Raw genomic sequence first — 22,230 nt, 5'->3', positions numbered from 1 at the left:
ATAGATAAAAATATGAATGTTGATTGCAATAATGGGTTTAACAATCATCGGTGACGAGCAGCCGTCTCGTCAAATATGATGTCGATGTCTGATATTAAAGTATCTAATATAAATAGAGCATCGTAAGCGTCAGAGCTGTTTGGAATAATTAAACAGCGTTGACGTGTAAAGCCGATTATCTTAGCAAATTATTGAACTAAGGACAATATATTTGATGATTAATGCTCAAAGAAGTTACGTAATATCATTGAATCTGGGTCATTCTAGTAACTAAATCCTTAGTAAGCGCTGACAGACATAGAGGGTTGATAAAATCTCTTACAATATATCCTATATAATAGCATCAGTTATTGAGGAATTTAGGTATGATATTCTAACGATAGACCTTGATATAGGTATTTTCTCATCAATATAGTTCATCTAATGTTATATAAGTGGATAGGGTATGCAGCGAAAAGCAATTGTGATTGGCGCAACGGGGTTAGTAGGGCAGCATTTGGTAAAGCAACTGAGTGAGCTTTATGACACATTGATTGTGATTGCTCGTCGTCCGCCACGCTACATTAATGCCAGCATGCGTTTTTATCAAATCAATGATTTTGATAATCTCTCTGAAGTGTTTGCAAGTGTCGGTGCCGATCGAACCACGGATGCTTTTAGTTGTTTGGGTACGACAAAAAAACAAGCTGGTAGTGATGAGGCTTTTCGCAAGGTAGATCGAGACTATAATGTAAATTTTGCCAAGTTATGTCGTGATAAAGGGGTAGAAAATTTCTTTTTACTCTCCTCGATGAATGCGGATATTGAAAGCCGCTTTCTGTACAATCGAGTTAAGGCTGAGACAGAGCAGGCTGTTATGGCATTAGATTTCGGACAATTGGTCGTCTTCCGTCCGTCGTTATTGCTTGGTAAGCATAAAGGTCGTCCGCTTGAGAGCATTGGTCAAAAAGCCTTTAAACTCATCTCGCCCCTCGTATCAGAATCACTGTCGTTACATCCTATCTCGGCTAAGCGCGTTGCTAGTGCTATGGCCATGAGTGCTCATGGTATATATCATCGTAGTAAGTACCGTACTGAACCTCAAATCAAGCGTACGGATATTATCGAAAATAAGCAGATGCTAGCGATGACCCGTGTTAAAAAATAAAAGGACAGTTTTTCTAGTGACAGATTCAGTCTTAAAACTGGAAAGTTACAGATATCGATTGTTAATTGCATTGGGACAAGATTGCATTAGAACAAAAATATAAGAGTAAAAAACACAATAACTATTAACTATTATCAAAGCATCAATAAGTATTGAAAAACCAGTCAGTTGAAACACTAAAACAAGGAGCAGGAGCAATGTCAGAATCGATACAAATGGATAGAGGGAATTTTGTCACTTGTGATCTATTGGATGCCAATCCTGAATCGCAAGTATGCTTGCCAAATATCGAAGGCAAGTCATTCCGTCAGTTTGGTGCGAAAGACAAATTCTGCGGTGAAATCGTGACGGTTAAGTGCTTTGAAGACAATAGCCGCGTTAAGTCACTGTTGAATAGCGATGGCAAAGATAAAGAAGGCAATGGCAAGGTGTTGGTCGTTGATGGTGGCGGCTCTATGCGCTGTGCATTACTAGGCGATATGATTGCACAATCAGCTATCGATAATGGTTGGGCTGGGGTTATTATATATGGCTGTGTCCGCGATGTTGATGACATGGCAGAGATGGATCTTGGTGTGATGGCGCTTGGTTGTATCCCGCGCAAATCAACCCGCCGTGATGAAGGTCAAACGGATATCGAAATCAGCTTTGGTGACTTAACGTTGAACTCGGGTATGTTTGCTTATGCTGATAACAATGGCATCATCGCTAGCGATAAACCACTTATCAGCTGAAGTTTTAGGCTTGGCTTGATTAGTAAAAACGAAAACCTCAGCTGATAAGTTGGGGTTTTTTGTTATGTAACGACAGTTAAAGCGCAATAATCGTTGTTAACCCTTAATCATTAATGAGTAAACTCTTAAGTGACAAACCGTTACGGCATAAGTTTTGGTAATTGCTCAAATATTCGTATAATAGCTTTCTGACTCCTTAACTTTGATTCTACTCTTTATGCCTATTACTGCTCTGACTGACGCGTTTGACCCTATTAACCAGCAGTTGTTTCCTATCCAAAATGCCGAGCGGCGTTGGGTAGCGCCTGTCCATGGGGCGGTCAGCAGTTTATGGTTGGCAAGCTTGGTGCAAACACCTATGTGGAATGTTGCCGAGCGCCTAAAAGTTGTGGTAGCACGTGACCAGAACCAACTCAATCAAATAGAGACTGAGCTGGCATTTTGCGGAGTCGATGCTTATGTGTTCCCTGACTGGGAGACACTGACTTATGATGAGCTATCTCCACATCAAGACATCGTCAGTGAACGTATCAATCTATTGACGGATATGCCGAAAACGGGCGTGCTACTTATTTCGATACAAGCCCTCATGCATCGCGTCGCACCGCCAAGCTGGTTGATTGGACAGCATTTTGATTTGAGTGTCGGCGATCGATTTGATATCAATACCCAGCGAGGGCTACTGGCAAAGGCTGGTTATCGAGCGGTTGAAAATGTCTTTGAACCAGGTGAGTTTGCAGTACGTGGTAGTATTATTGATATTTTTGCCATGGGTCAGCCTTTTCCGCTACGTTTAGACTTGTTCGATGACGAAATCGAAACGATTCGCTTTTTTCATCCTCAAACCCAGCGTACATTGACTGCTGATGATTTGAAGGCGATGTTAACGGGCAACGATACCAGTATGGCAAAAGAATCGCTGTCACTACTGCACAAAATGCCAGATATCTCTAAACCTATTGAACAATTTCAAATCTTGCCTGCAAAAGAGTTTCCACTTGACGAAGGGCGGGAGACGTTTCGCACGAACTTTGCTGCGATGTTCCCTAATACCAGTAGCCGTAAGTCTGAGCTGCACAAAGACGTAATGGCAGGAATTGCTAGTAGCGGATTAGAGTATTATCAACCACTATTTTTTGACTTAAAAGACTGGAAGGCGGAGAGTAGTTTATTTTCCTATTTACCAAGCGATGCGTTATTTATCACCGATGAATTAATCAATGAAAAACAAGCTGATTACTGGTCACAAATCCAGCGCCGCTACGAAGAGCGTCGCCATGATATTGATAAGCCTATCGTAGAGCCAGCAATGCTGTATCTATTATCTAACGCGCTTAACGAGCAGTTAAACCAGTATCCACGAGTAATATTAAGTGCTCGTGATGAACTGGCTATGATGAATGATGTGGCAGCGCTAGAAGGTAGTGACTCATCTCAGCCGCAACTGCCATTAACGCCTACTAAAACGCCTACTAAGCAGCAAGGCTTGGTGACATTAAGTGCCGAAGAACCGCCGCAACTGGCAGTAAACCATCAGAAATCTGAGCCATTAACTGAATTGCTCGACTTTTTAAACGTTCAAAAACAAACAGCAACGCCAGTACTAATTGTTGCAGAAACCGCAGGCCGTCGCGAGATTCTTATCGAGCTGTTTAAGGGTAAGATTGACATCAAGGCATACGATAGCTTTGAAGCATTTTTAGCAGCAGACAAGACGAGCGCTATGAATAATGCTCGACTACCACATGTCGGTCTGACTGTGGCACCGATTGAGCGCGGTGTTTATGTGCCTGAGCGTTTGGTGTTGATTAGTGAAACGCAGCTGTTTGGTCGTCAAGTCTTACAGACGCGTCGTCGTCGCCAAAGCGGTGTATCAGAGGAGTTCTTGGTTAAGAGCGTCACTGAGATAACAGATGGTAGTCCAGTTGTTCATATTGAGCATGGTATTGGTCGTTATAATGGTCTGATTACCTTAGATGTGGGTGATGGTGAGCAAGAGTTTATTCATTTAAAGTATGACGATGACGCTAGTATCTATGTGCCAGTGGCTAATTTACAAATGATTAGTCGTTATAGCGGCGGCGATCCAGCCTTAGCACCGCTCCATAAGATTGGTAGTGGCAAATGGGATAGGGCCAAACAAAAAGCGTTAGAGCAAATTCACGATGTTGCGGCAGAGCTACTTAACATGCAGGCGCGTCGTGAGGCCAAAGTTGGTATTCACTTTAAAATAGATCCGTCTCAATACGAGCTGTTTGCCAGTCAGTTTGCGTTCGAGGAGACTGCTGACCAAGCAAATGCTATCCATGCAGTTATGGAAGACATGAGACAAAATCAGCCAATGGATCGCCTCATCTGCGGTGATGTTGGCTTTGGTAAAACAGAAGTGGCGATGCGAGCGGCCTTTATTGCCGTTAGTGCTGGTTATCAGGTTGCTGTGTTGGTGCCTACTACCTTGCTCGCGGGACAACACGAAGACAACTTCCGCGATCGTTTTGCCGATTGGCCAGTTCGTATTGAGAGCCTGTCGCGCTTTGGCGGTAAAAAACATCAAGAAATGGTCTTAGCTGACTTGGCTGCTGGCAAAGTAGATATCGTGATTGGTACCCATAAACTCTTACAGCCTGATGTGAAGTTTGCCAACCTTGGGCTAATGATCGTCGATGAGGAGCACCGCTTTGGGGTGCGTCACAAAGAGCGTATCAAGGCTATTCAGACAGATGTAGACAGTATGTCTATGACCGCGACTCCCATTCCTAGAACGCTTAATATGGCACTCTCAGGCATGCGTGACATGTCTATTATTGCCACACCGCCAGCACGTCGACTTGCGATTAAAACTTTTGTCATGCAAAAGACAGATGCCTTGATGAAAGAAGCCATCTTGCGCGAGCTGTTGCGCGGCGGGCAAGTCTATCTCTTGCATAATGATGTGGCTAGTATTGAGCGTATGGCAGAGACTATTCGTGACCTCGTGCCAGAAGCGCGGGTAGGGGTTGCCCATGGACAAATGCAAGAGCGCCAACTTGAGCAGATTATGCAGCAGTTTTATCATAAAAAGTTCAATGTGTTGGTTTGCTCTACCATTATTGAGACGGGTATTGATGTGCCCAATGCTAATACGATTATCATTGAGCGTGCAGATAAGTTTGGTCTTGCGCAATTACATCAGCTGCGTGGCCGAGTAGGACGTAGTCATCATCAAGCGTATTGTTACTTACTAGTGCCATCTCTAAAAGGACTCAAAGGTGATGCCAAGCGCCGTTTACATGCGATTGAACGCGCCAATACTTTGGGTGCAGGTTTTATGCTGGCAAGTGAGGATTTAGAGATTCGCGGCGCAGGTGAGATATTGGGTAAGCAGCAAAGTGGCAATATGCAGGCGATTGGTTTTAGCTTATACATGGATATGCTTGAGCGTGCGACTAAAGCCATTAAAGCTGGCAAGGAGCCTGATTTAAATACACCATTGTCGCTAACCAGTGAAATAAACTTACATAGTTCTGCTCTTATTCCAGAAGAGTATCTACATGACGTGCATCAGCGCTTATTGTTCTATAAGCGTATTAGTAATACCGATGATAAAGAAGCATTGACAGATATTCGTACGGAGATGATAGACCGCTTTGGAGCACTGCCAGATCAAACCAAGCAGCTATTCGCTATTCATGGATTACGCTTACAAGCAGAGCCGCTTAAGATTAACAAAATTGATGCCAACAGTAGTAGTATGACGCTGGAATTTGCGCCAGATACTCCAGTTGATGCGTTAGCGATTATTAAATTGATCCAATCAAATGGTCAGCATTATCGTATGAATGGCGCATCTGGTATCCGTTACCAAAATAGCGATAAACTGGCCACACCGCAACAGCGCGTAACGGTCATACAAGAGCTGCTGCGCTATTTTAGCGAGCACATGGTGACAGAGCCTGCTTAGTACATGGCTAGATATCAGTAGGCTCAGTAGTCATATTAAACCAATAAATTATGGTGCTATTTTATCAACCCGATAACTGATAAAATAGCCCAACTAACTTTTTAACCCTCTGTATTTTATTTGCATTAAACAACAAGAGAACCGTCATTATGTTCCAACTTCATCATAAACTTGCTGCTGATAGTTTTTTAGTGGGGGATTTTCCATTATCCACTTGTCGTTTAATCAATGACTGCCAATTTCCTTGGCTGATATTAGTGCCACGTGTCTCCGGTATCAAAGAGTTATATGAGCTGTCTGAGGCAGATCAAACACAGTTTTTACGAGAGTCCAGCTGGTTGTCGAGTCAGTTAGCTAAAACCTTTCAAGCTGATAAAATGAATGTGGCCGCTCTTGGTAATCAAGTGCCACAACTTCACTTTCATCACATTGTCCGTTATCAAAATGATATGCAATGGCCAAATCCAGTATGGGGTGTGCCAGCTGTCCCATATACTAAAGAAGTATTGGCGCAAATGCAGCAAACATTGATGATGGCATTACGTGGTCATCACCAAATGCCGTTTGATTGGCAAATGTAATTATTATTCTATTTTGCCTTCAATAAGAATAGATTGAACCTTAATTTTATATGTAAAAAGAGAGGCCAGATACTTAAATGTATCTGGCCTCTCTTTTTATTTAAATTTGGATAAAAACTGTAAAACAGTGAATAAACTAGACAAAAGGTCGCCTTATAGTCATCAGTAACCTTGTTTAAACTTATTTCAAAAGTATAATATATTATTAGATATATCTTATGATAAATCGTCATAAGGACAAATAACGTACATATGTTAGTGTAGTATGCCTTTGTCTCTCAGGTAGCTCACCTTATTTAAGTGAATCTCATATGACCTTCTCAGAGACATTCAAACCAATGACACCGTTAAAGGACACCGGGACATGTCGTTTTGACTATCCAGAAGTGTTCGTGTTGATACTGACGGTTGTTTTGCGTGCTATATACTACGACTTCCGCTCTATCTCAATGGCACTATTGGTTATTATTACATTGCCAAGCCTTATGATCCTGATATATAACTACCGACGCCAGACCAGCTTTTGGACGTCTAATATCGTTATTATTCTATTATCGGTTGTCATTGGCTCGCTACAATGCTGTACGGTCATATCAATCAGTTTGGCTGCTTTGATTGGTGTACGTATCATTCTTAGCCGACCTGAGAATCACCTCAGACTGTTATCTGTATCTGTTGTGACTATCATTGTGTTTTTCTACGTTAGCACAGTCTTAAATGCAGACAGTATGGACTTTGATGAAGGCTTATTACCATTGATAGTAATGGTGGCAAGTCTAGGCGTTATTTTATACCAGTTCTGGCGTATCTATCAGCAACATATTACTTTTAAAGTACGTACCCATCAGGCTAGTGGACGCCTGAACACAATGGTATCAGTGATCAATAAGCTTACCCGTTTTGTACCACCACAAATTTGGGAGCCTATTGTCAAATCGGATAGCCCTGTTAGGGTTTCTAATAAACGCGCAAAAATAACTATCATGTTTTCGGATATTGTCGGTTTTACCGAGTTGTCTGATAGTCTAAGTTCTGATAATTTAGCAGATATTCTCAATACTTATATGCATTGCATGACATCGATTGCTGACAAACACGGTGCAGTACTTGATAAGTTCATTGGTGATGGCATGGTATGTTTCTTTGGTGAACCGAATAGCCGCGGCTCGCGTCAAGATGCACTAGATTGTGTGGCGATGGCAATCGATATGCGCCGGGAAATGCGTACTTTACGCCAAAAATGGCGGCTAATGGGATTTGAAGGCTTATATATACGTGTTGGTATCACAACTGGCTACTGTCACGTTGGTAATTTTGGTAGTAATAGTCGATTAAGCTATACCATCATTGGCAAAGAAGCCAACCTAGCCTCTAGGCTTGAGTCTTGTGCGGGCAAAGATCAGATATTGGTCAGTGAAAGCACTTACGATTATATATGCCATAACTATGAGTGTGAGCACGTTGCCGCATTTTGCTTGAAGGGAATTGATGAAAAGGTCGATGCATGGCAAGTACTTGACCCTAGTGCCAGTACAGGTCATTTATCTAAATGGGTCGACCACACATTGCCTGGTTTTAATTTGCATTTGAATTTCAAAGATATGAAAGACAATGATTATCAAGATATTAGAGCTCGTTTAAATTTTGCGCTGGAACGCATCGAGCAAGAGGAAGAAAAAGTAGTAAAGAGTATAGCTGCAGAAAGTAAGCGTGAGAATGCCAATCGCAAGTAAGCGTTTCAAGTCTATCGTCTTAAAATCATATATAGAGAAAGGCCAGCTATCACATAGCTGGCCTTTTTTATCTTAACTAGAAAGAATCATCAGTGTTTAATGATTTTCTTTAGCATGATTAAGGGTATATTTAGGAACTTCGATGGTCAAATCCTCGTCATCAAGCATGACCTGACAAGATAAACGTGAATCAGGCTCTAGTCCCCAAGCACGATCAAGTAGATCAGCTTCGATATCATCCATCTCATCCAAACTGTTGAAACCCTTACGTACTACAACATGGCATGTAGTACAAGCTTTCGACATCTCACAGGCATGCTCGATTTTAATGCCTTTTTCTAGTAGTGCTTTGCATAAGTTTTCACCAGCTTGCAACTCAACTTCTGCGCCTTCAGGGCAGATTTCGTGATGGGGTAGTACGGTAACTTTTGGCATAAATTATCTGTCCGATGCTAATCAATTTAAAAAATATTAGAAATTAGCTTAACGTGTTAGCTAAGCTATATATGTCGATGTATTTATTACCAGTCTTTGGCACTAGTACCTGCCATACTGGTCTTGACGCTTTGATTCATAATACGTGCAGCAAAGGCATCACTATGTGGCTTGAGCTGTGCTTGTTGTGCTTCAATAAGCGCTAAGTCATCAGTGCTAAGAGAGTTACGTAGCGCTTGTATATGCTCTGCTAGTGACTGTTGTTCTTCAGTAGAAAGCAACGCCGCAAATTCGTTAAGTGCCGACTCTAGGGCAAGTACTTCACGTTCCGCTTCTACTTTGGTCTCAATTAAAGAACGCGCGTTTTTGTCTTCTTCAGCGTGTTTGAACCCTGCAATGAGCAACTGTTCTTTTTGCTCATCTGATAGACCATAAGAAGGCACAATCTCAATTTTGCTTTCTGTTTTGGTCGTAGTTTCTTGTGCACTGACAGTAAGCTGACCGTTGGCATCGATACTAAAGGTAACTTCGATACGAGCAAACCCAGCTTTCATTGGCGGGATGCCATACAGCTCAAAACGTCCAAGTGAGCGACAGTTTTCTACCGTTTCACGCTCACCTTGCACCACGTGTATCACCATGCCTGTTTGACCGTCTTGATACGTGGTAAACACTTGACGTTTCTTCACAGGGATAGGCGTGTTGCGTGGGATGAGTACTTCAACCAAACCGCCCATGGTCTCAAGACCTAATGATAATGGCGTCACATCCAATAATAATAAATTGTTGTCACTATCACCATTCACCAATTGATGAGCAGTTTGGGCAGCGCCCAAGGCAACAACCTCATCTGGATTCAGACGACAAAGTGGCTGCTTAGCAAAAAACTCAGTCACGACTTGCTGTACGGCAGGCATACGAGTCGAGCCGCCCACTAAAATAACTTCATCTAGATCTGTAGTAGACAGCTTGGCATCGCGTAGGACTTGTTCGCACACGCTTAGGGTACGGCGGCTAACAGGCTCTACGATAGTTAGCACGTCTGTACGGCTTAATACGCCTTGATAAGACTGACCATTGACAACCACATTGATGTCCACTTGCTCAGCATCAGTCAATGCTTGTTTATAAGCTTTTGCTTGTTGAGCTAGTATTGATTTGTCGTGCAGGCTTACGTCTTTTGGATCGATATTTAATTGTTTAATAATCCAATTGGTAATAAGACGATCGATATCATCGCCGCCTAGTGCGCTATTACCACCAGTTGCCAACACTTCAAAGACACCGTCGGTAAGCTTTAAGATAGAAACGTCAAAAGTACCACCGCCCAAATCATAGATTAAGTAATAGCTCTCTTTTTTACTGTCTTCTGATGATTGGTCAAGCCCGTAAGCGACCGCAGCGGCCGTTGGTTCATTCAACAAGCGAAGTACGTTGATACCCGCTGCTTGTGCAGCATCTTTGGTTGCTTGACGCTGTGCTTCATCAAAATAAGCGGGAACTGTAATCACAGCACCCTCGATGCTATCTGCAGGTAAGGCACTTGCTGCACGTTGCTCAAGAGCGGCTAAGATACGCGCTGATACTGCAACAGGAGACACCTCACCTTGAGCCGTTACAAAGGCGGGCATATCATCTTTATTACCAGATAACTCATAAGGATGAGAGAATTTGATATCAGCTTGACTACGACCCATAAAACGCTTAGCCGAGACGATCGTATTTTTTGGATCATCTGCTAAATGAGCTAGGGCGTCATAGCCAACCAATGGCGTACCAGTAGCTGGATAATAGACAACAGACGGTAATAATGTATCTGTCGCTGCGCCTGCCTCTAAGACTTGTGCCTTACCTGAACGCACCACAGCAACCAACGATCGTGTAGTACCAAGGTCGATGCCCAAGCCAAATTTATGTTGGTGAGGTTGAGCGCTTTGATTGGGTTCAGCAATTTGCATTAAAGACATAAGGATAACTCAGAGATAAAATGAATAAGTGAAATGGAGCAAATATAGCATATGCAGTACGAGAGCTTAACGTCAGTAATCTCACTCCATGGAATACGGATTCTGACAGTTTAATGCGCTTAGACTCAAAGATTATACGGTATCACGGTCACTATTTTAACCAAATATATAGAATTTAGCTTGTTAGTGAAAGCCATAACCACAGATGTTTAGACGTATAGGTCATCGTCATCTGAATGCGATGCATTTGCAACGTCATCAAGCCCCGTCGTCACATCAGCATTTAGCTTAACTAAAAATTTTAGCTTCTGTGTCGCATCAATCGCTGTTTGCCAATCTTGATTTTGATAAGCACTATTAAAGCGCTCAGATTGATTTGCTAGACGCTCTGTAATTTGAGGGTGTAATTGCTGCAAGGCTGCAAGATCTTTGTCTTCGATAGCATCATCTAGAGCCATACGCATCTGCATCGCATCTTCCAAAAAGTCTAAATCTGCGATTGAGTGCTCTATATTTTGTGCTTGATCCGCCATGTCTAATAAATAACCAGCACGGCTATCAGGAGCGCTTAGTGTTTGATACGCTTGATTGATTAAAGCGGACGCTTTTTCAGACTGCAGCTGTGCTTGAACCATATCGGTCTGATTTTTGGCGACATTATCAGGATGAAAGCGTTTTTGCAGCAATCGCAAACGTTGCTCTAGATTGCTTTGATTAATTTCAAATTGTACAGGCTGCTCAAATAGGGCAAAGAAGTTATCAAACTGTGGTTCTGAAGTAATATCTGTCATAATCTGATGCCTTGCTTTTTTATTTGTTTTTGAAGTCATGACCTAGCTAAGAATATTGAATCGCTCGGCTACTCAACTACATTAATATTTCTTCATAGCGATAGCAGAGATACTGCACTATTCTTATGAAAGCTTGCTGAGCATAAATCTATTAGTTTTCAGCCATTGAACAATTAAACGGTAAACGACTCACCGCAGCCACATTCACCTTTTTGGTTAGGGTTGGTGAATTTAAAGCCTTCGTTTAAACCTTCTTTTTCGTAATCCATCAACAAGCCGTCTAAATATACGAGGCTTTTAGGATCAATAAAGATGCTAACGCCGCGACTTTCATAACGGGTGTCGTTTTCATCAGGGGTATCTACAAACTCTAAAACGTAAGCCAAGCCCGAGCAACCCGCCGTACGGATACCAACTCGAATGCCTTCGCCTTTGCCGCGATTGTCCAAAAAATCTCGAACATGCTGAGCGGCGCGTTCTGTCATTTCAATCATGCCAACTCCCATTGACTATTAATCATAAATATCAATAAAAAAATCTAGATAAACTGACAACCAGAATTACAAGATTGCCAAAACAATAGGCTTGCGACTATTAGAAAACAAAAGGTGACAATTACATAAGTGTCATTGTCACCTCTTTAGCGTCAGTAGCGATTACACATTGCTACTTTAGCGTTGCTAGTACAACGTAGCGCATACGCTAGCAGGTTTAGCCTAGCTTAGATCGCAGCTTCTTCTGCTGGAGCTGCTACGCCATGCTTGCCTTTATAGTCGCTAATAGCGGCTTTAATAGCGTCTTCTGCAAGTACAGAGCAATGCACCTTTACTGGTGGTAATGCTAGCTCTTGAGCGATATCGTTGTTTTTGATTTCGCCAGCTTGATCCAAGCTTTTGCCTTTTAGCCACTCAGTAACAAGCGAGCTTGAGGCAATCGCTGAACCGCAACCATAAGTCTTGAAACGTGCATCTTCGATAATACCATTATCGTCGACTTGGATTTGTAGACGCATTACATCGCCACATGCTGGGGCACCGACCATACCAGTACCAACGTTCTTGGCGTTTTTATCAAGATTACCAACGTTGCGTGGGTTTTCGTAATGATCAATAACTTGGTCACTATAGGCCATGGGGTTTTCTCCTAGTTAGATGATGAGTAGTTGTTTAGCAACTTTAAATGTCTAACTACTCATCGATAATTGGGGTCAAACGCTTAATTTAATTGTCTGATCAATTGTTTAATAAATATATTGCTAGCTATACTAAAAAGCCATATTAGAAATTAGTGCTCAGCCCACTCGACTGAATTTAGATCAACACCTTCTTGATACATATCCCAAAGTGGTGATAGGGCACGTAGTTTATCAACAGCTTCATGCATCTGCTTGATAACAGTATCGATATCTTCTTCAGTGGTATAACGGCCGAAGCTGAAACGGATTGAGCTATGTGCCAATTCATCTGGGCGACCGATTGCACGTAGTACATATGATGGCTCAAGCGTTGCTGAGGTACAGGCTGAACCTGATGATACAGCTAAGTCTTTAAGTGACATCATCAATGACTCGCCTTCAACGAAGTTAAAGCTGATGTTTACAATATTTGGTACGCTATTCTCAAGATCACCGTTTAAGTAAATCTCTTCGATATCTTGTAGGCCATCCCAAAGTTTTTGACGTAATTTGGCTGCATGTGCATGGTCAGCTTCATAGCTTTCATTAGCCAAAGCAAATGCTGCGCCTAGACCAACGATCTGATGCGTTGGTAGTGTACCTGAACGCATACCGCGCTCATGACCACCGCCATGTTGCTCAGCTTTCAAGCGAATACGTGGCTTACGACGAACAAACAATGCGCCGATACCTTTAGGGCCGTATGCTTTATGACCTGAGAAGCTCATCAAATCAATTTTCATTTCTTCAAGATTGATTTTTACTTTGCCAACAGACTGAGCGCCATCAACATGGAAAACTACGCCAGCTTCGCGAGTGATTTCACCAATCGCTGCAACATCAGTAATAGTACCAAGCTCATTGTTCACCATCATAAGTGATACTAAAATAGTATCATCACGCAGTGCTTCTTTTACTTGCTCTGGCAGAATAAGACCTGTGCTTGGCTGTGGCTCAAGATACGTAATCTCAAAACCTTCTTGCTCAAGCTCACGGCAGGTATCTAATACAGCTTTGTGCTCAATTTTACTGGTAATGATATGTTTGCCACGAGACTGATAAAAATGTGCCGCACCTTTAATGGCTAGGTTGTCAGACTCAGTCGCACCAGAAGTAAAGACGATTTCGCGTGGATCAGCGTTGATAACTTCAGCAACTTGACCGCGAGCAGTTTCTACTGCTTCTTCCGCTTGCCAGCCGTAACCATGTGAACGTGAAGCTGGGTTACCAAAGACACCATCTACAGTCAAATACTCGCTCATTTTAGCAGCTACTGATTTAGCAACTGGGGTAGTGGCGGCATAATCTAAGTATATAAGGTTGTTATGTTGGCTCATGCTGGGTTTGCCTCGCTGTTCGATAGAGTAATAGTATTAATGTCTTTTATGGAAATATCTTTTGTAGAGGTGTGCTGACGCTCTGAGACTGACTGCACATTTTCCATATCTAATAATTGCGCTAATGTTATATTTTTCAAGTACTGTTCGATATGATTTGATAGTGCACACCACAGATCGTGAGTTAGGCACATTGTACCACCTTGACAGTCACCGCGTCCTTCACACTGCATCGCGTTTACTGACTCATCAACCGCAGATATGATGCTCATCACATCTATCTCATTCAATGGCTTAGCTAGGTGATAACCACCTGCAGCACCGCGAATACTCGTGACAAGGCCGCGTTTGCGAAGTTTAGAAAATAACTGTTCAAGATACGAGATTGAAATCGATTGCCGTTTGGCGATATCGGATAACGATACAGCACTGTCTTGTTGGCTGGTCTGTAATGCCAAATCTAATAATGCGGTAACAGCGTATCTGCCCCGAGTAGTCAAACGCATGTGTTATCTCCAAACTTGATGTCATTTATGTTTAACAACGATCTTAGCCGAAAGTCTTAATAAGTACTCATAAGATAAAAAGAGCAACCAATAATACGTCAGCTAAGTTTTGTCTTGTCGTTATTGAACAACAGATGATTAACCCGATGTGTGCAACGATTAAGGTAATTATACTTAATCCCGAGTAATTTAGTCAAGATTAAAGTGTGGTTCAATGGTTAATCAAGCTTATTGCTGTAATTGATAAAAATAATGATGTTTAGAAAAGATATATGAGTGAGACATAAGCAGCTTAATTTGTCTGCTACAGATACGTTTGACGAAGTAAAAAATAAGCGTTCAATATCTATAGAAGACATTGAACGCTTATTTATAGGTAATTCAACGAAGCAAAACTAATTCATCAATAGTGCGATGATTGAACCGATCATAATGACAAGGGCAACAACAGTGACAATCATCAACATCTTTTGCTTGCTTTGAAGCTCTCTCACGGTTGTTTCAAGTTCACGGTTTTTAATGGTCAAGGTATTGATCTGTGTTTGCTGTTCTTTAATACGCAGTTTGTAGTTGTTCTTTTTTTCTTCCAAGTCAGCTTCTGTAGGTTTGGTTTTAGCTTTACCACCCTTTATCTTTTTGATCAGCCCCTGAATCAAGCTGCCAAGCCCAAGTTGCATAATAAACTGTTTAACCAGTTGTACTTGAATCGACTCACCGCGCATCTGTAGCTTTTCAGTGGTTTCGCTATCATGAGTGGTGATGGCGTTGATAACTTGAATGCTGTAGGCATTGATAACCACGTCAGGCTCACTACGACCAATCGGCAGCTGAGCATCTAGTAACACGCCTTTGGTACTAAAGGTGGCAAATACTTCTACATGCGGTAAATACAGGCGAAGCGCCACCACGGTGCCTTGCTTAGCAAGCGGATAAGCGGCCTTACGCAATTCAGGATCCAAACGTAACAATAATGTCAGCGCCGACTCGATAAATACTAAAATGATATTAAGAAAAGAGTGAGACAACGTAGAACGCTTCATGTAAGTAATCCGTTTTTTATTTAGCAAGTTTTAGATATTTAGCAAACAGAAGTCTGTATTTGCCCAATACTTGCAGTGATATTTTGCTTATAGTAACGTCTTTATAATAAAAAGTAACGCTAGTTTCTGTAGTGGCTAAACTATTACATTACAATTTAGCAGTCAATAAAGACACTCTTATTTATGACCAGTAATATACAAACTTAATGCATAGCAATGCACAGACGGCAATTGACAAATCTGACAAAGCGTAGAAAATAGGAAAGCCAATCGTCTCAGTTATACAGAGCCACTTATATATAAGTTCCTAACGCTTTGCGTAACATTAGGTGTCAAATACGTAGTGTAGAGCACAAAAATATGTAAAATCGCTTGCGCTCCTTATGCTGCCTTGATATAAAGACGATAACAAAGAAGAACCTGTTAATGCGCCAGTTAGGTAGTTTTTATTGCGTAAGCACCATGAGAGCGTTACAATACTTGGCGTGAGCATTTATTACCCCCTTAAACTTGAAGGAAATTTTATGAATAAGTCAGAATTAATTGATAGCATCGCAGACAAAAGTGGTCTAAATAAAACCCAAGCTGGTGATGCACTAAACGCTGTTATGGAAAGTGTTGGCGAAGCGCTAGAAGCTGGCGATAGCATCTCATTAGTTGGCTTTGGTACTTTCAGTGTAAAAGATCGCAAAGCACGCACTGGTCGCAACCCTAAGACTGGCGAAGAGCTAAGCATTCCAGCAAGCAAAGTACCAAGCTTCAAAGCTGGTAAAAACTTAAAAGAGCGCTTGAATTAAGCCGCCTTTTTAAGCATAAAATGATAGTCGGTGGTCTATAGCTGAAGTAATGAGCTAACCATCGAAGAGAGCACCTAATATTTAGGTGCTTTTTTTATCGCTATAGTTTGTATCATGCGTCGTGAATATTTTGAGTCTGCATGAAAAATCACGTATCATAGGGCGCGCGATAGGTGTGTCATTTAAGTCAGATTTCTTTAGTAAATTTTGTTTTTTACTATAAAATGCATACGCTCTTACTCTTACCATTGCTAGCTTAAATAGTACTGATATTGACAGGTTGCACTCAACAGCTCCTAACAGTATTACAATGGTTTTTCATCAATATAGGTTAATAAAGCAGAGATAACTATGGATAAATTGCGCGATTTCTTAAAAAGCTGGCCAGGTCGCATTTTATTGATTTTATGCCTATCGCCGCTCGCTCTCTTGGGTGTCGAAAGCTATTTTGGCGGCAACGTCGATCCCAACCAGATTGCGCAGGTAGGTGAGGCAAGCGTAGGACTGTCCGAGTATCAAACTGCTGTCAATAGCCGTCGTTCTGAAGTATTAGAGCAAGTTGAAGATGCCAGCTTATTGAATGAAGATGTGCTTCATGAGCAAGTATTAAAGGGTCTAATCGACCGTACGTTGTTAGAGCAGCAAGCAGGTAAGCTTGGTATGACAGTGTCTGACGACACGATCAATCGTTTGCTGCGTCAAGAAGAAATATTCCAAGATGCAGAAGGTAACTTTTCAAACGATCAGTTCTCAAACTTCTTGCGTCAGCGCGGCATGACCAAAAATCAACTATTTGCAGAATTTCGCAATCAGTTAAGCTTGGATCAATTGAACGCCAGTATTGTTGGGACGGCCGTCTATCCTATGCAAGCGGTCAGTCAATTGATTGACTTGCAACTTGAGTCGCGCAACGTTTGGGTGCATCGCTTTAATTGGCAAGACTATGCTGACAAAGTTAAGCTTAGTAAAGCAGACATTCAATCATACTATGATGCCAACAAAGACACATTGAAAAGTGCAGCGATGGTTGACTTGGCTTATATCCAGCTTAGCCCGCAAACTATCAAGGTTGATGAAGTAACCGCAGAAGAGTTGCAGCAGCAGTATGAAGCATATAAGCAGAGCATTGCGGCTACTGATGAGCGTAAAGTCAGTCAGATACTGTTTACTGGTAAAGATGCTAAGACACGAGCCGATAAAGTGAAAGCGCGTCTGAATAAAGGTGAAGCGTTTGCTGCGCTTGCTAAAGCAGAGTCGGATGATCCATCAGGTGAAACAGGTGGTGATATCGGACGCTTTAATCCGTCAGTGTTTGGCAGTGACGCGGATACTGTGCAAGAGGCACTAGAAGGGTTGAGCGTTGGTGATGTGACTGCGCCTATCAAGACTAGCTTTGGTTATCAGATATTTACGGTTACTGAAGATAATGGCAAAAAAATTCCAAGTCTAGACAGTATGCGTGAAGAGCTAACTGCGAAAGCAAAAGAGTATAAACGTCAGGAAATCTATGCTGATAAAGTGACATCAATCAATGATTTGGCAGCAGATGGTTTCAGTATCGAAGATATTGCACAGCAAGAAAACGTCAGCCTCAAGCGTATCAAAGATTATCGTAAAGTGAACAACAAATCAGCACTGCCGCAACCAGTAGTGGTTAAGCAGGCCTTTGATGAGTTTACTATTCAAGATCAGGCGGTAACGGCAGGCGTAGAAGTTGGCAACGGTACCGTATGGTTACAGCCAAGCAATTATCGTCCTACTAAGACGCTTGCTCTAGCAAATGCAACTCCAAGAATCACTCAAATACTCCGTCAGCAGAAAGCGACAGCATTAGCTTTAAAAGATGCTAAAGCATTGGCTGCTGGTATCAAGACGCCAGCTGATATAAGTAAGCAGTCGGTTAGTTTCCAAGCACTGGGTGAGATTAACCGTCAAACGACGCAGCTAACGGACAAAGAGCGTGGATTGGCCTTTAGCCAGCAAGCCGCTGATAATGGCGTCGTCGCGATTGCTAGTGAGACTGAGATGGGTGCAACGCTACTGGTTGGAGACCGTATTAAAACTGAGCAGCAGTCACCACTGTCTGATATGCAACGAGCGCAAACAGCCAGTATCATTCGTGACAATTTAGGCCAAGACCAGTTGCAAGACTATTTGGACTATCTACGTATGGTGTATACGGTTGAGATTAATGAAAGCAACATGGCAAACGCACAAGGCCGCTAAGTATTTGCTAGATTCTTATTTTTATTCTTATTTTTAGACGTAAAAAAGCCACCGTATCAATTGATACAGTGGCTTTTTTTTGGGTGATGCTTTAACGATAATTATCACGAATATTATATAGACTGAAAGTTAGTCGCATTAATAAATACAGCTGCTGCGACTAATTCCAGTCTTAAATTAATAGGTGATTGTTTAATGGCGGAAATGGCGCATACCCGTGAATACCATCGCGATACCATGCTCATTAGCAGCAGCAATGGTTTCGTCATCACGCATAGAACCACCTGGCTGAATGATAGCAGAGATACCTACTTCAGCAGCATTGTCGATGCCATCACGGAAAGGGAAGAACGCATCTGATGCCATAACAGCACCTTCAGTTGCTAGTCCAGCATGTTCTGCTTTGATAGCGGCAATACGTGCTGAGTTAACGCGGCTCATTTGGCCCGCGCCAACACCGATAGTACGTTGGCCTTTTGCGTAGACAATGGCATTAGATTTGACGTATTTTGCTACGTTCCAACTAAATAGTAGATCTGCCACTTGCGCTTCAGTTGGTTGTACATCAGTAACGATTTTTAGGTCGTTAGCCGTGATTAAACCAAGGTCTTGCTCTTGTACGAGTAAGCCACCGTTAACGCGCTTATAGTCAAGTTGGATATCACGCTGATCTGGTGCTGGTAGCTCGCCGCATACCAATACGCGTACGTTTTTCTTAGTAGCTGTCGCTTCAAGTACACCGTCTTCGATACTAGGTGCAATGATCACTTCTACAAACTGATTGTCGATAATGGCTTTTGCCGCAGCAAGCGTCAACGGACGGTTGAATGCGATGATACCACCAAAAGACGATTCAGGATCGGTGCTAAAAGCAGTACGATAAGCCGCTACTTGGTCATTATCAACCGCGACACCGCAAGGGTTGGCATGCTTAACGATAACGCAAGCAGGCGCGCTGAAAGCTTTAACGCACTCAAGCGCAGCATCGGTATCAGCGATGTTGTTATAAGATAGCGCTTTGCCTTGTAACTGCTTAGCTGTCGCGATTGAAGCTTGTTTGCTTTTTAAAGGCTGGTTTTCAGTATAGAAAGCCGCGTTTTGATGAGGGTTTTCACCGTAGCGTAGGTCTTGTACTTTTTCGAGCTGTACATTGAATGTACGTGGGAAGTTTTCTGGCTCTTGAGTTTCGTTGACACGGCTACCTAAGAAGTTTGCAATCATACCGTCGTACTGTGCCGTATGCTCAAACGCCTTTACTGCTAAGTCATAACGCAAAGCAGTTGTCAGTTCGGTGCCACCGTCTAACGCGTTAAGTACACGGTCATAATCAGCTGGATCAGTGACGATACCTACATGAGCGTGGTTTTTCGCTGCTGAACGCACCATGGTAGGGCCGCCAATATCGATGTTTTCGATAGCGTCGTTCATAGTCACGTCAGCACGTGCAATCGTTTCGGCAAACGGATATAAGTTCACGACGACCAAGTCGATACGTTCGATCGCATGATCACTCATTACTGCATCATCTGTACCGCGGCGTCCTAGGATGCCACCGTGAATCTTAGGATGTAGCGTTTTAACACGGCCATCCATCATTTCGGGAAAGCCTGTGTAATCTGATACTTCAGTCACGTCGACATTGTTTTCTGTGAGCAGACGATAAGTACCGCCAGTAGATAATAAACCAAAACCTGCTTTGAGAAGGCCTTGAGCAAACTCGACGATATTAGACTTATCGGAGACCGATAGTAGGGCAAGTGGGGTTGTACTCATAAGAAATTTTCCATAAAAAAAGCCTGACGTAAACGTCTGGCAAGGTGATGATGACAATGGTATGCCGTATCATGATAGATAAAGCGCGGAACATTTAATTGCCATACATAATGATAGTCAATGATGGGTAAGCTCATATAACAATGTTACATTAAATCATAGGTTTTCATTTTTTTGCGCAAAGTGCCTCGATTTAGGCCTAATATCTGAGCACATTTGGTTTGGTTGCCTCTTGTTTTTTCTAGGACGACAGATAAGAGAGGCTCTTCGACTTGCTTCAAAATCAGCTCATATAAATCAGTGGGCATCTCATCTCCTAGCATCGCAAAGTACTGACGTACCACACGCTCCACATGAACTCGTAGAGGTTGCTGCGCACTATTTGTATAGTGTTGACTAGCAAAATCAAAGCCGTGCGTAGGTGATTGGTATTCGTCTTTATTATAATCGGCAGGGTGCTCAGAGCTTTTAGCAAAATGATTAGCATTATGCTGTGCATGAGGTGCCATAAAATAATATCCTTGAGATGAAGAAAAATTCTGATTGTGAGGGGTCAGAACCATAGTATATCAAATTAATATCGCCTAGCGCTGATAGATTCATCGTTATCTTGGCTATCACGGTTTAATTGAAAATGAATTTACGGTGTATTTTCTACTCACGCTTATTTATATATGACACCCTAGTTTAATAAAGAGCGGTCATAGTAATGTCGCGAATTTGCGCATTAGCGACAGGGATAGTAAACAATAGCTGTCTATCTGTATTGGCCATTAACTGACTTTGCTTGCCTAATAAATAATCGTTTGGACCTGCAATAAACTCTCCAATAAGCTCATTTCTACCGTAAACGCTTATTTTTACATTTGGGTATAGTTGTGATTGCGGGCTGCCATTACTTAGAGTAGCGCCTATATCGCTAAATGTACCAGCAGTTTTAATCTGACTGCTTCTATGAAAGGTATTGCTGATGGTAAGCGCTGATAAATCTGCACTGGGCAAGCTGCAGGCAGCGACAGAGCATATCGATTGGAGACGCTGAGCATAGGTTGGGTTTTTGACTAAGTTCTCTAAGTTAAAAATAACATACTGAGCCGCGAGTAGCAGTGCTAGGACCAAACAACCTAATATCCATAATAATGATGCAATAGAACGTGTCGTTTGGGTTGGTGCAAACGGTAGCTGTGTTTTTCTTAAACGATCGTCGACAGCAGGCTCTTCATCTTTAACGGGTACTCCCATATCAGATAGAAGCTGTGATAAGTCTGTGTCATCTGGCGGTGTTTCTTCGTCTTGATTTTGTTCTTCTAATAGTTTTTGTAGCCATGAATTGTTATCACTACTCTCAACATTGGCATGAATATCATTGGCCGCTGCCGAGCTGAGCATGTTCTGTGTTGATGCTGATATTGTACTAGTAGATGGTTTCTTTGTTGATGGATTAGAGGTTTTGATAGTTTCTTTAGAAGAGGGCGCTTTTGGTTTTTCTGTGGTTGCTGCGCTAGGACTGGTATTACTGGCTTGGGTTAACCATGCATCCATATTATCTAAAGAGTCATACTCTTGAACGTCTTCTTCTGGCTCGTCTATATCCATATCGTCATAAATTAAGTCGTCATGAATCAAAGTATCAGATGATTTTTTCTTACTGATTGAAGATGTAGGGCGATTTGGCACATTTTGAGGTTTATGCTGATTACTATTAGTAGACGTTTTTTGCTCGTTCGAAATTGGTTGAGTTTGAGCTTTTTGTTGAGCAGGAATATTTTTTTGTGGTGTTGGTTTTTGAATGACCTCAGAATTTACCACAAGATGTTTATTGACCAAAAAACTTTGCTGGCACCGATCACAGCTGATGGTAGCATTGACTTGATTTAGTTGAGTTTGTTTAACGCTATAGCAAGCTTGGCAATGGGGGCATTGGGTTTCTATTGGCGTGGTCATAGAGGCGAATCCAAAAAAGTATGGTTATCAATACCGCTTAGCCACTCACCAATAGCGGCCCACAATACGCATTTTACTTATTTAATTTCGATGAATTGTAGGCAA

General features: G+C 42.1%; 18 protein-coding genes. 7 read left to right on the top strand and 11 right to left on the bottom strand.

Going from position 1 to position 22,230, the window contains the following annotated elements:
* Positions 1–445: 445 nt before the first annotated feature.
* From ACQKCG_RS01485 to ACQKCG_RS01465, 5 genes are all read left to right on the top strand, one after another.
* Positions 446–1,147, top strand: coding sequence for an NAD-dependent epimerase/dehydratase family protein (locus ACQKCG_RS01485; RefSeq protein ID WP_102094438.1), 702 nt, complete (start codon positions 446–448; stop codon positions 1,145–1,147).
* A 197-nt stretch (positions 1,148–1,344) separates the two neighbouring features.
* A complete protein-coding gene (gene rraA, locus ACQKCG_RS01480; protein WP_102094439.1) occupies positions 1,345–1,881 on the top strand; it encodes a ribonuclease E activity regulator RraA in 537 nt (178 codons plus the stop codon).
* Positions 1,882–2,098: 217 nt separating this feature from the next.
* Positions 2,099–5,821, top strand: coding sequence for a transcription-repair coupling factor (gene mfd / locus ACQKCG_RS01475; RefSeq protein WP_102094440.1), 3,723 nt, complete (start codon positions 2,099–2,101; stop codon positions 5,819–5,821).
* Positions 5,822–5,970: 149 nt separating this feature from the next.
* Entirely contained in the window at positions 5,971–6,402 is a 432-nt protein-coding gene (locus ACQKCG_RS01470; RefSeq protein ID WP_057759208.1) for an HIT domain-containing protein, read from the top strand.
* Positions 6,403–6,713: 311 nt separating this feature from the next.
* A complete protein-coding gene (locus tag ACQKCG_RS01465; protein ID WP_205962089.1) occupies positions 6,714–8,135 on the top strand; it encodes an adenylate/guanylate cyclase domain-containing protein in 1,422 nt (473 codons plus the stop codon).
* Between the two features lie 96 nt (positions 8,136–8,231).
* Here the strand turns inward: ACQKCG_RS01465 and fdx are convergent, their stop codons facing one another.
* The 8 genes from fdx to ACQKCG_RS01425 form a co-directional block, all read right to left on the bottom strand.
* Positions 8,232–8,570: an ISC system 2Fe-2S type ferredoxin gene (gene fdx, locus ACQKCG_RS01460; protein WP_101206134.1), complete on the bottom strand. Its 339-nt coding sequence runs from the start codon at positions 8,568–8,570 to the stop codon at positions 8,232–8,234.
* Positions 8,571–8,656: 86 nt separating this feature from the next.
* The gene (gene hscA, locus ACQKCG_RS01455; RefSeq protein WP_102094272.1) at positions 8,657–10,537 is read right to left on the bottom strand and encodes a Fe-S protein assembly chaperone HscA; all 1,881 of its coding nucleotides are present in this window, start codon (positions 10,535–10,537) and stop codon (positions 8,657–8,659) included.
* A gap of 209 nt (positions 10,538–10,746) precedes the next feature.
* Positions 10,747–11,328: a Fe-S protein assembly co-chaperone HscB gene (gene hscB / locus ACQKCG_RS01450; protein WP_102094270.1), complete on the bottom strand. Its 582-nt coding sequence runs from the start codon at positions 11,326–11,328 to the stop codon at positions 10,747–10,749.
* A gap of 173 nt (positions 11,329–11,501) precedes the next feature.
* Complete coding sequence (gene iscA, locus ACQKCG_RS01445) at positions 11,502–11,822, bottom strand: iron-sulfur cluster assembly protein IscA (protein WP_021814983.1); 321 nt, start codon at positions 11,820–11,822, stop codon at positions 11,502–11,504.
* 227 nt (positions 11,823–12,049) lie between these two features.
* Positions 12,050–12,460 carry a Fe-S cluster assembly scaffold IscU gene (gene iscU / locus ACQKCG_RS01440; RefSeq protein WP_057759218.1) on the bottom strand — a complete coding sequence of 137 codons (411 nt, stop codon included), beginning with the start codon at positions 12,458–12,460 and terminating at the stop codon, positions 12,050–12,052.
* 152 nt (positions 12,461–12,612) lie between these two features.
* Positions 12,613–13,839, bottom strand: a complete 1,227-nt coding sequence (locus tag ACQKCG_RS01435) for an IscS subfamily cysteine desulfurase (protein WP_101206130.1) — start codon at positions 13,837–13,839, stop codon at positions 12,613–12,615.
* The gene (locus ACQKCG_RS01430) at positions 13,836–14,345 is read right to left on the bottom strand and encodes an Rrf2 family transcriptional regulator (protein ID WP_057759222.1); all 510 of its coding nucleotides are present in this window, start codon (positions 14,343–14,345) and stop codon (positions 13,836–13,838) included. The genes ACQKCG_RS01435 and ACQKCG_RS01430 overlap by 4 nt, the downstream gene beginning before the upstream one ends.
* Before the next feature lie 395 nt (positions 14,346–14,740).
* Entirely contained in the window at positions 14,741–15,385 is a 645-nt protein-coding gene (locus ACQKCG_RS01425; protein ID WP_102094268.1) for a hypothetical protein, read from the bottom strand.
* A gap of 524 nt (positions 15,386–15,909) precedes the next feature.
* On the opposite strand from ACQKCG_RS01425, the gene ACQKCG_RS01420 reads away from it, so the two are divergent.
* On the top strand, positions 15,910–16,182 hold the full coding sequence (locus ACQKCG_RS01420; RefSeq protein ID WP_045445077.1) for an HU family DNA-binding protein: 273 nt from the start codon (positions 15,910–15,912) through the stop codon (positions 16,180–16,182).
* Positions 16,183–16,533: 351 nt separating this feature from the next.
* Complete coding sequence (locus tag ACQKCG_RS01415) at positions 16,534–18,408, top strand: SurA N-terminal domain-containing protein (protein ID WP_102094267.1); 1,875 nt, start codon at positions 16,534–16,536, stop codon at positions 18,406–18,408.
* A gap of 192 nt (positions 18,409–18,600) precedes the next feature.
* On the opposite strand, the gene purH is transcribed toward ACQKCG_RS01415, so the two are convergent.
* The 3 genes from purH to ACQKCG_RS01400 form a co-directional block, all read right to left on the bottom strand.
* Positions 18,601–20,181: a bifunctional phosphoribosylaminoimidazolecarboxamide formyltransferase/IMP cyclohydrolase gene (gene purH, locus ACQKCG_RS01410; protein WP_102094265.1), complete on the bottom strand. Its 1,581-nt coding sequence runs from the start codon at positions 20,179–20,181 to the stop codon at positions 18,601–18,603.
* 146 nt (positions 20,182–20,327) lie between these two features.
* Positions 20,328–20,690 carry a DNA-binding transcriptional regulator Fis gene (gene fis / locus ACQKCG_RS01405; RefSeq protein ID WP_057759230.1) on the bottom strand — a complete coding sequence of 121 codons (363 nt, stop codon included), beginning with the start codon at positions 20,688–20,690 and terminating at the stop codon, positions 20,328–20,330.
* Positions 20,691–20,868: 178 nt separating this feature from the next.
* Positions 20,869–22,125: a DUF3426 domain-containing protein gene (locus ACQKCG_RS01400; RefSeq protein ID WP_102094264.1), complete on the bottom strand. Its 1,257-nt coding sequence runs from the start codon at positions 22,123–22,125 to the stop codon at positions 20,869–20,871.
* Between the last annotated feature and the right edge of the window lie 105 nt (positions 22,126–22,230).

This window comes from Psychrobacter sp. NPDC078929, assembly GCF_050267985.1.
Lineage (GTDB): Bacteria > Pseudomonadota > Gammaproteobacteria > Pseudomonadales > Moraxellaceae > Psychrobacter.
Note: the sequence above shows the minus strand (reverse complement) of the source record. Positions and strands in the feature narration are given on the sequence as shown.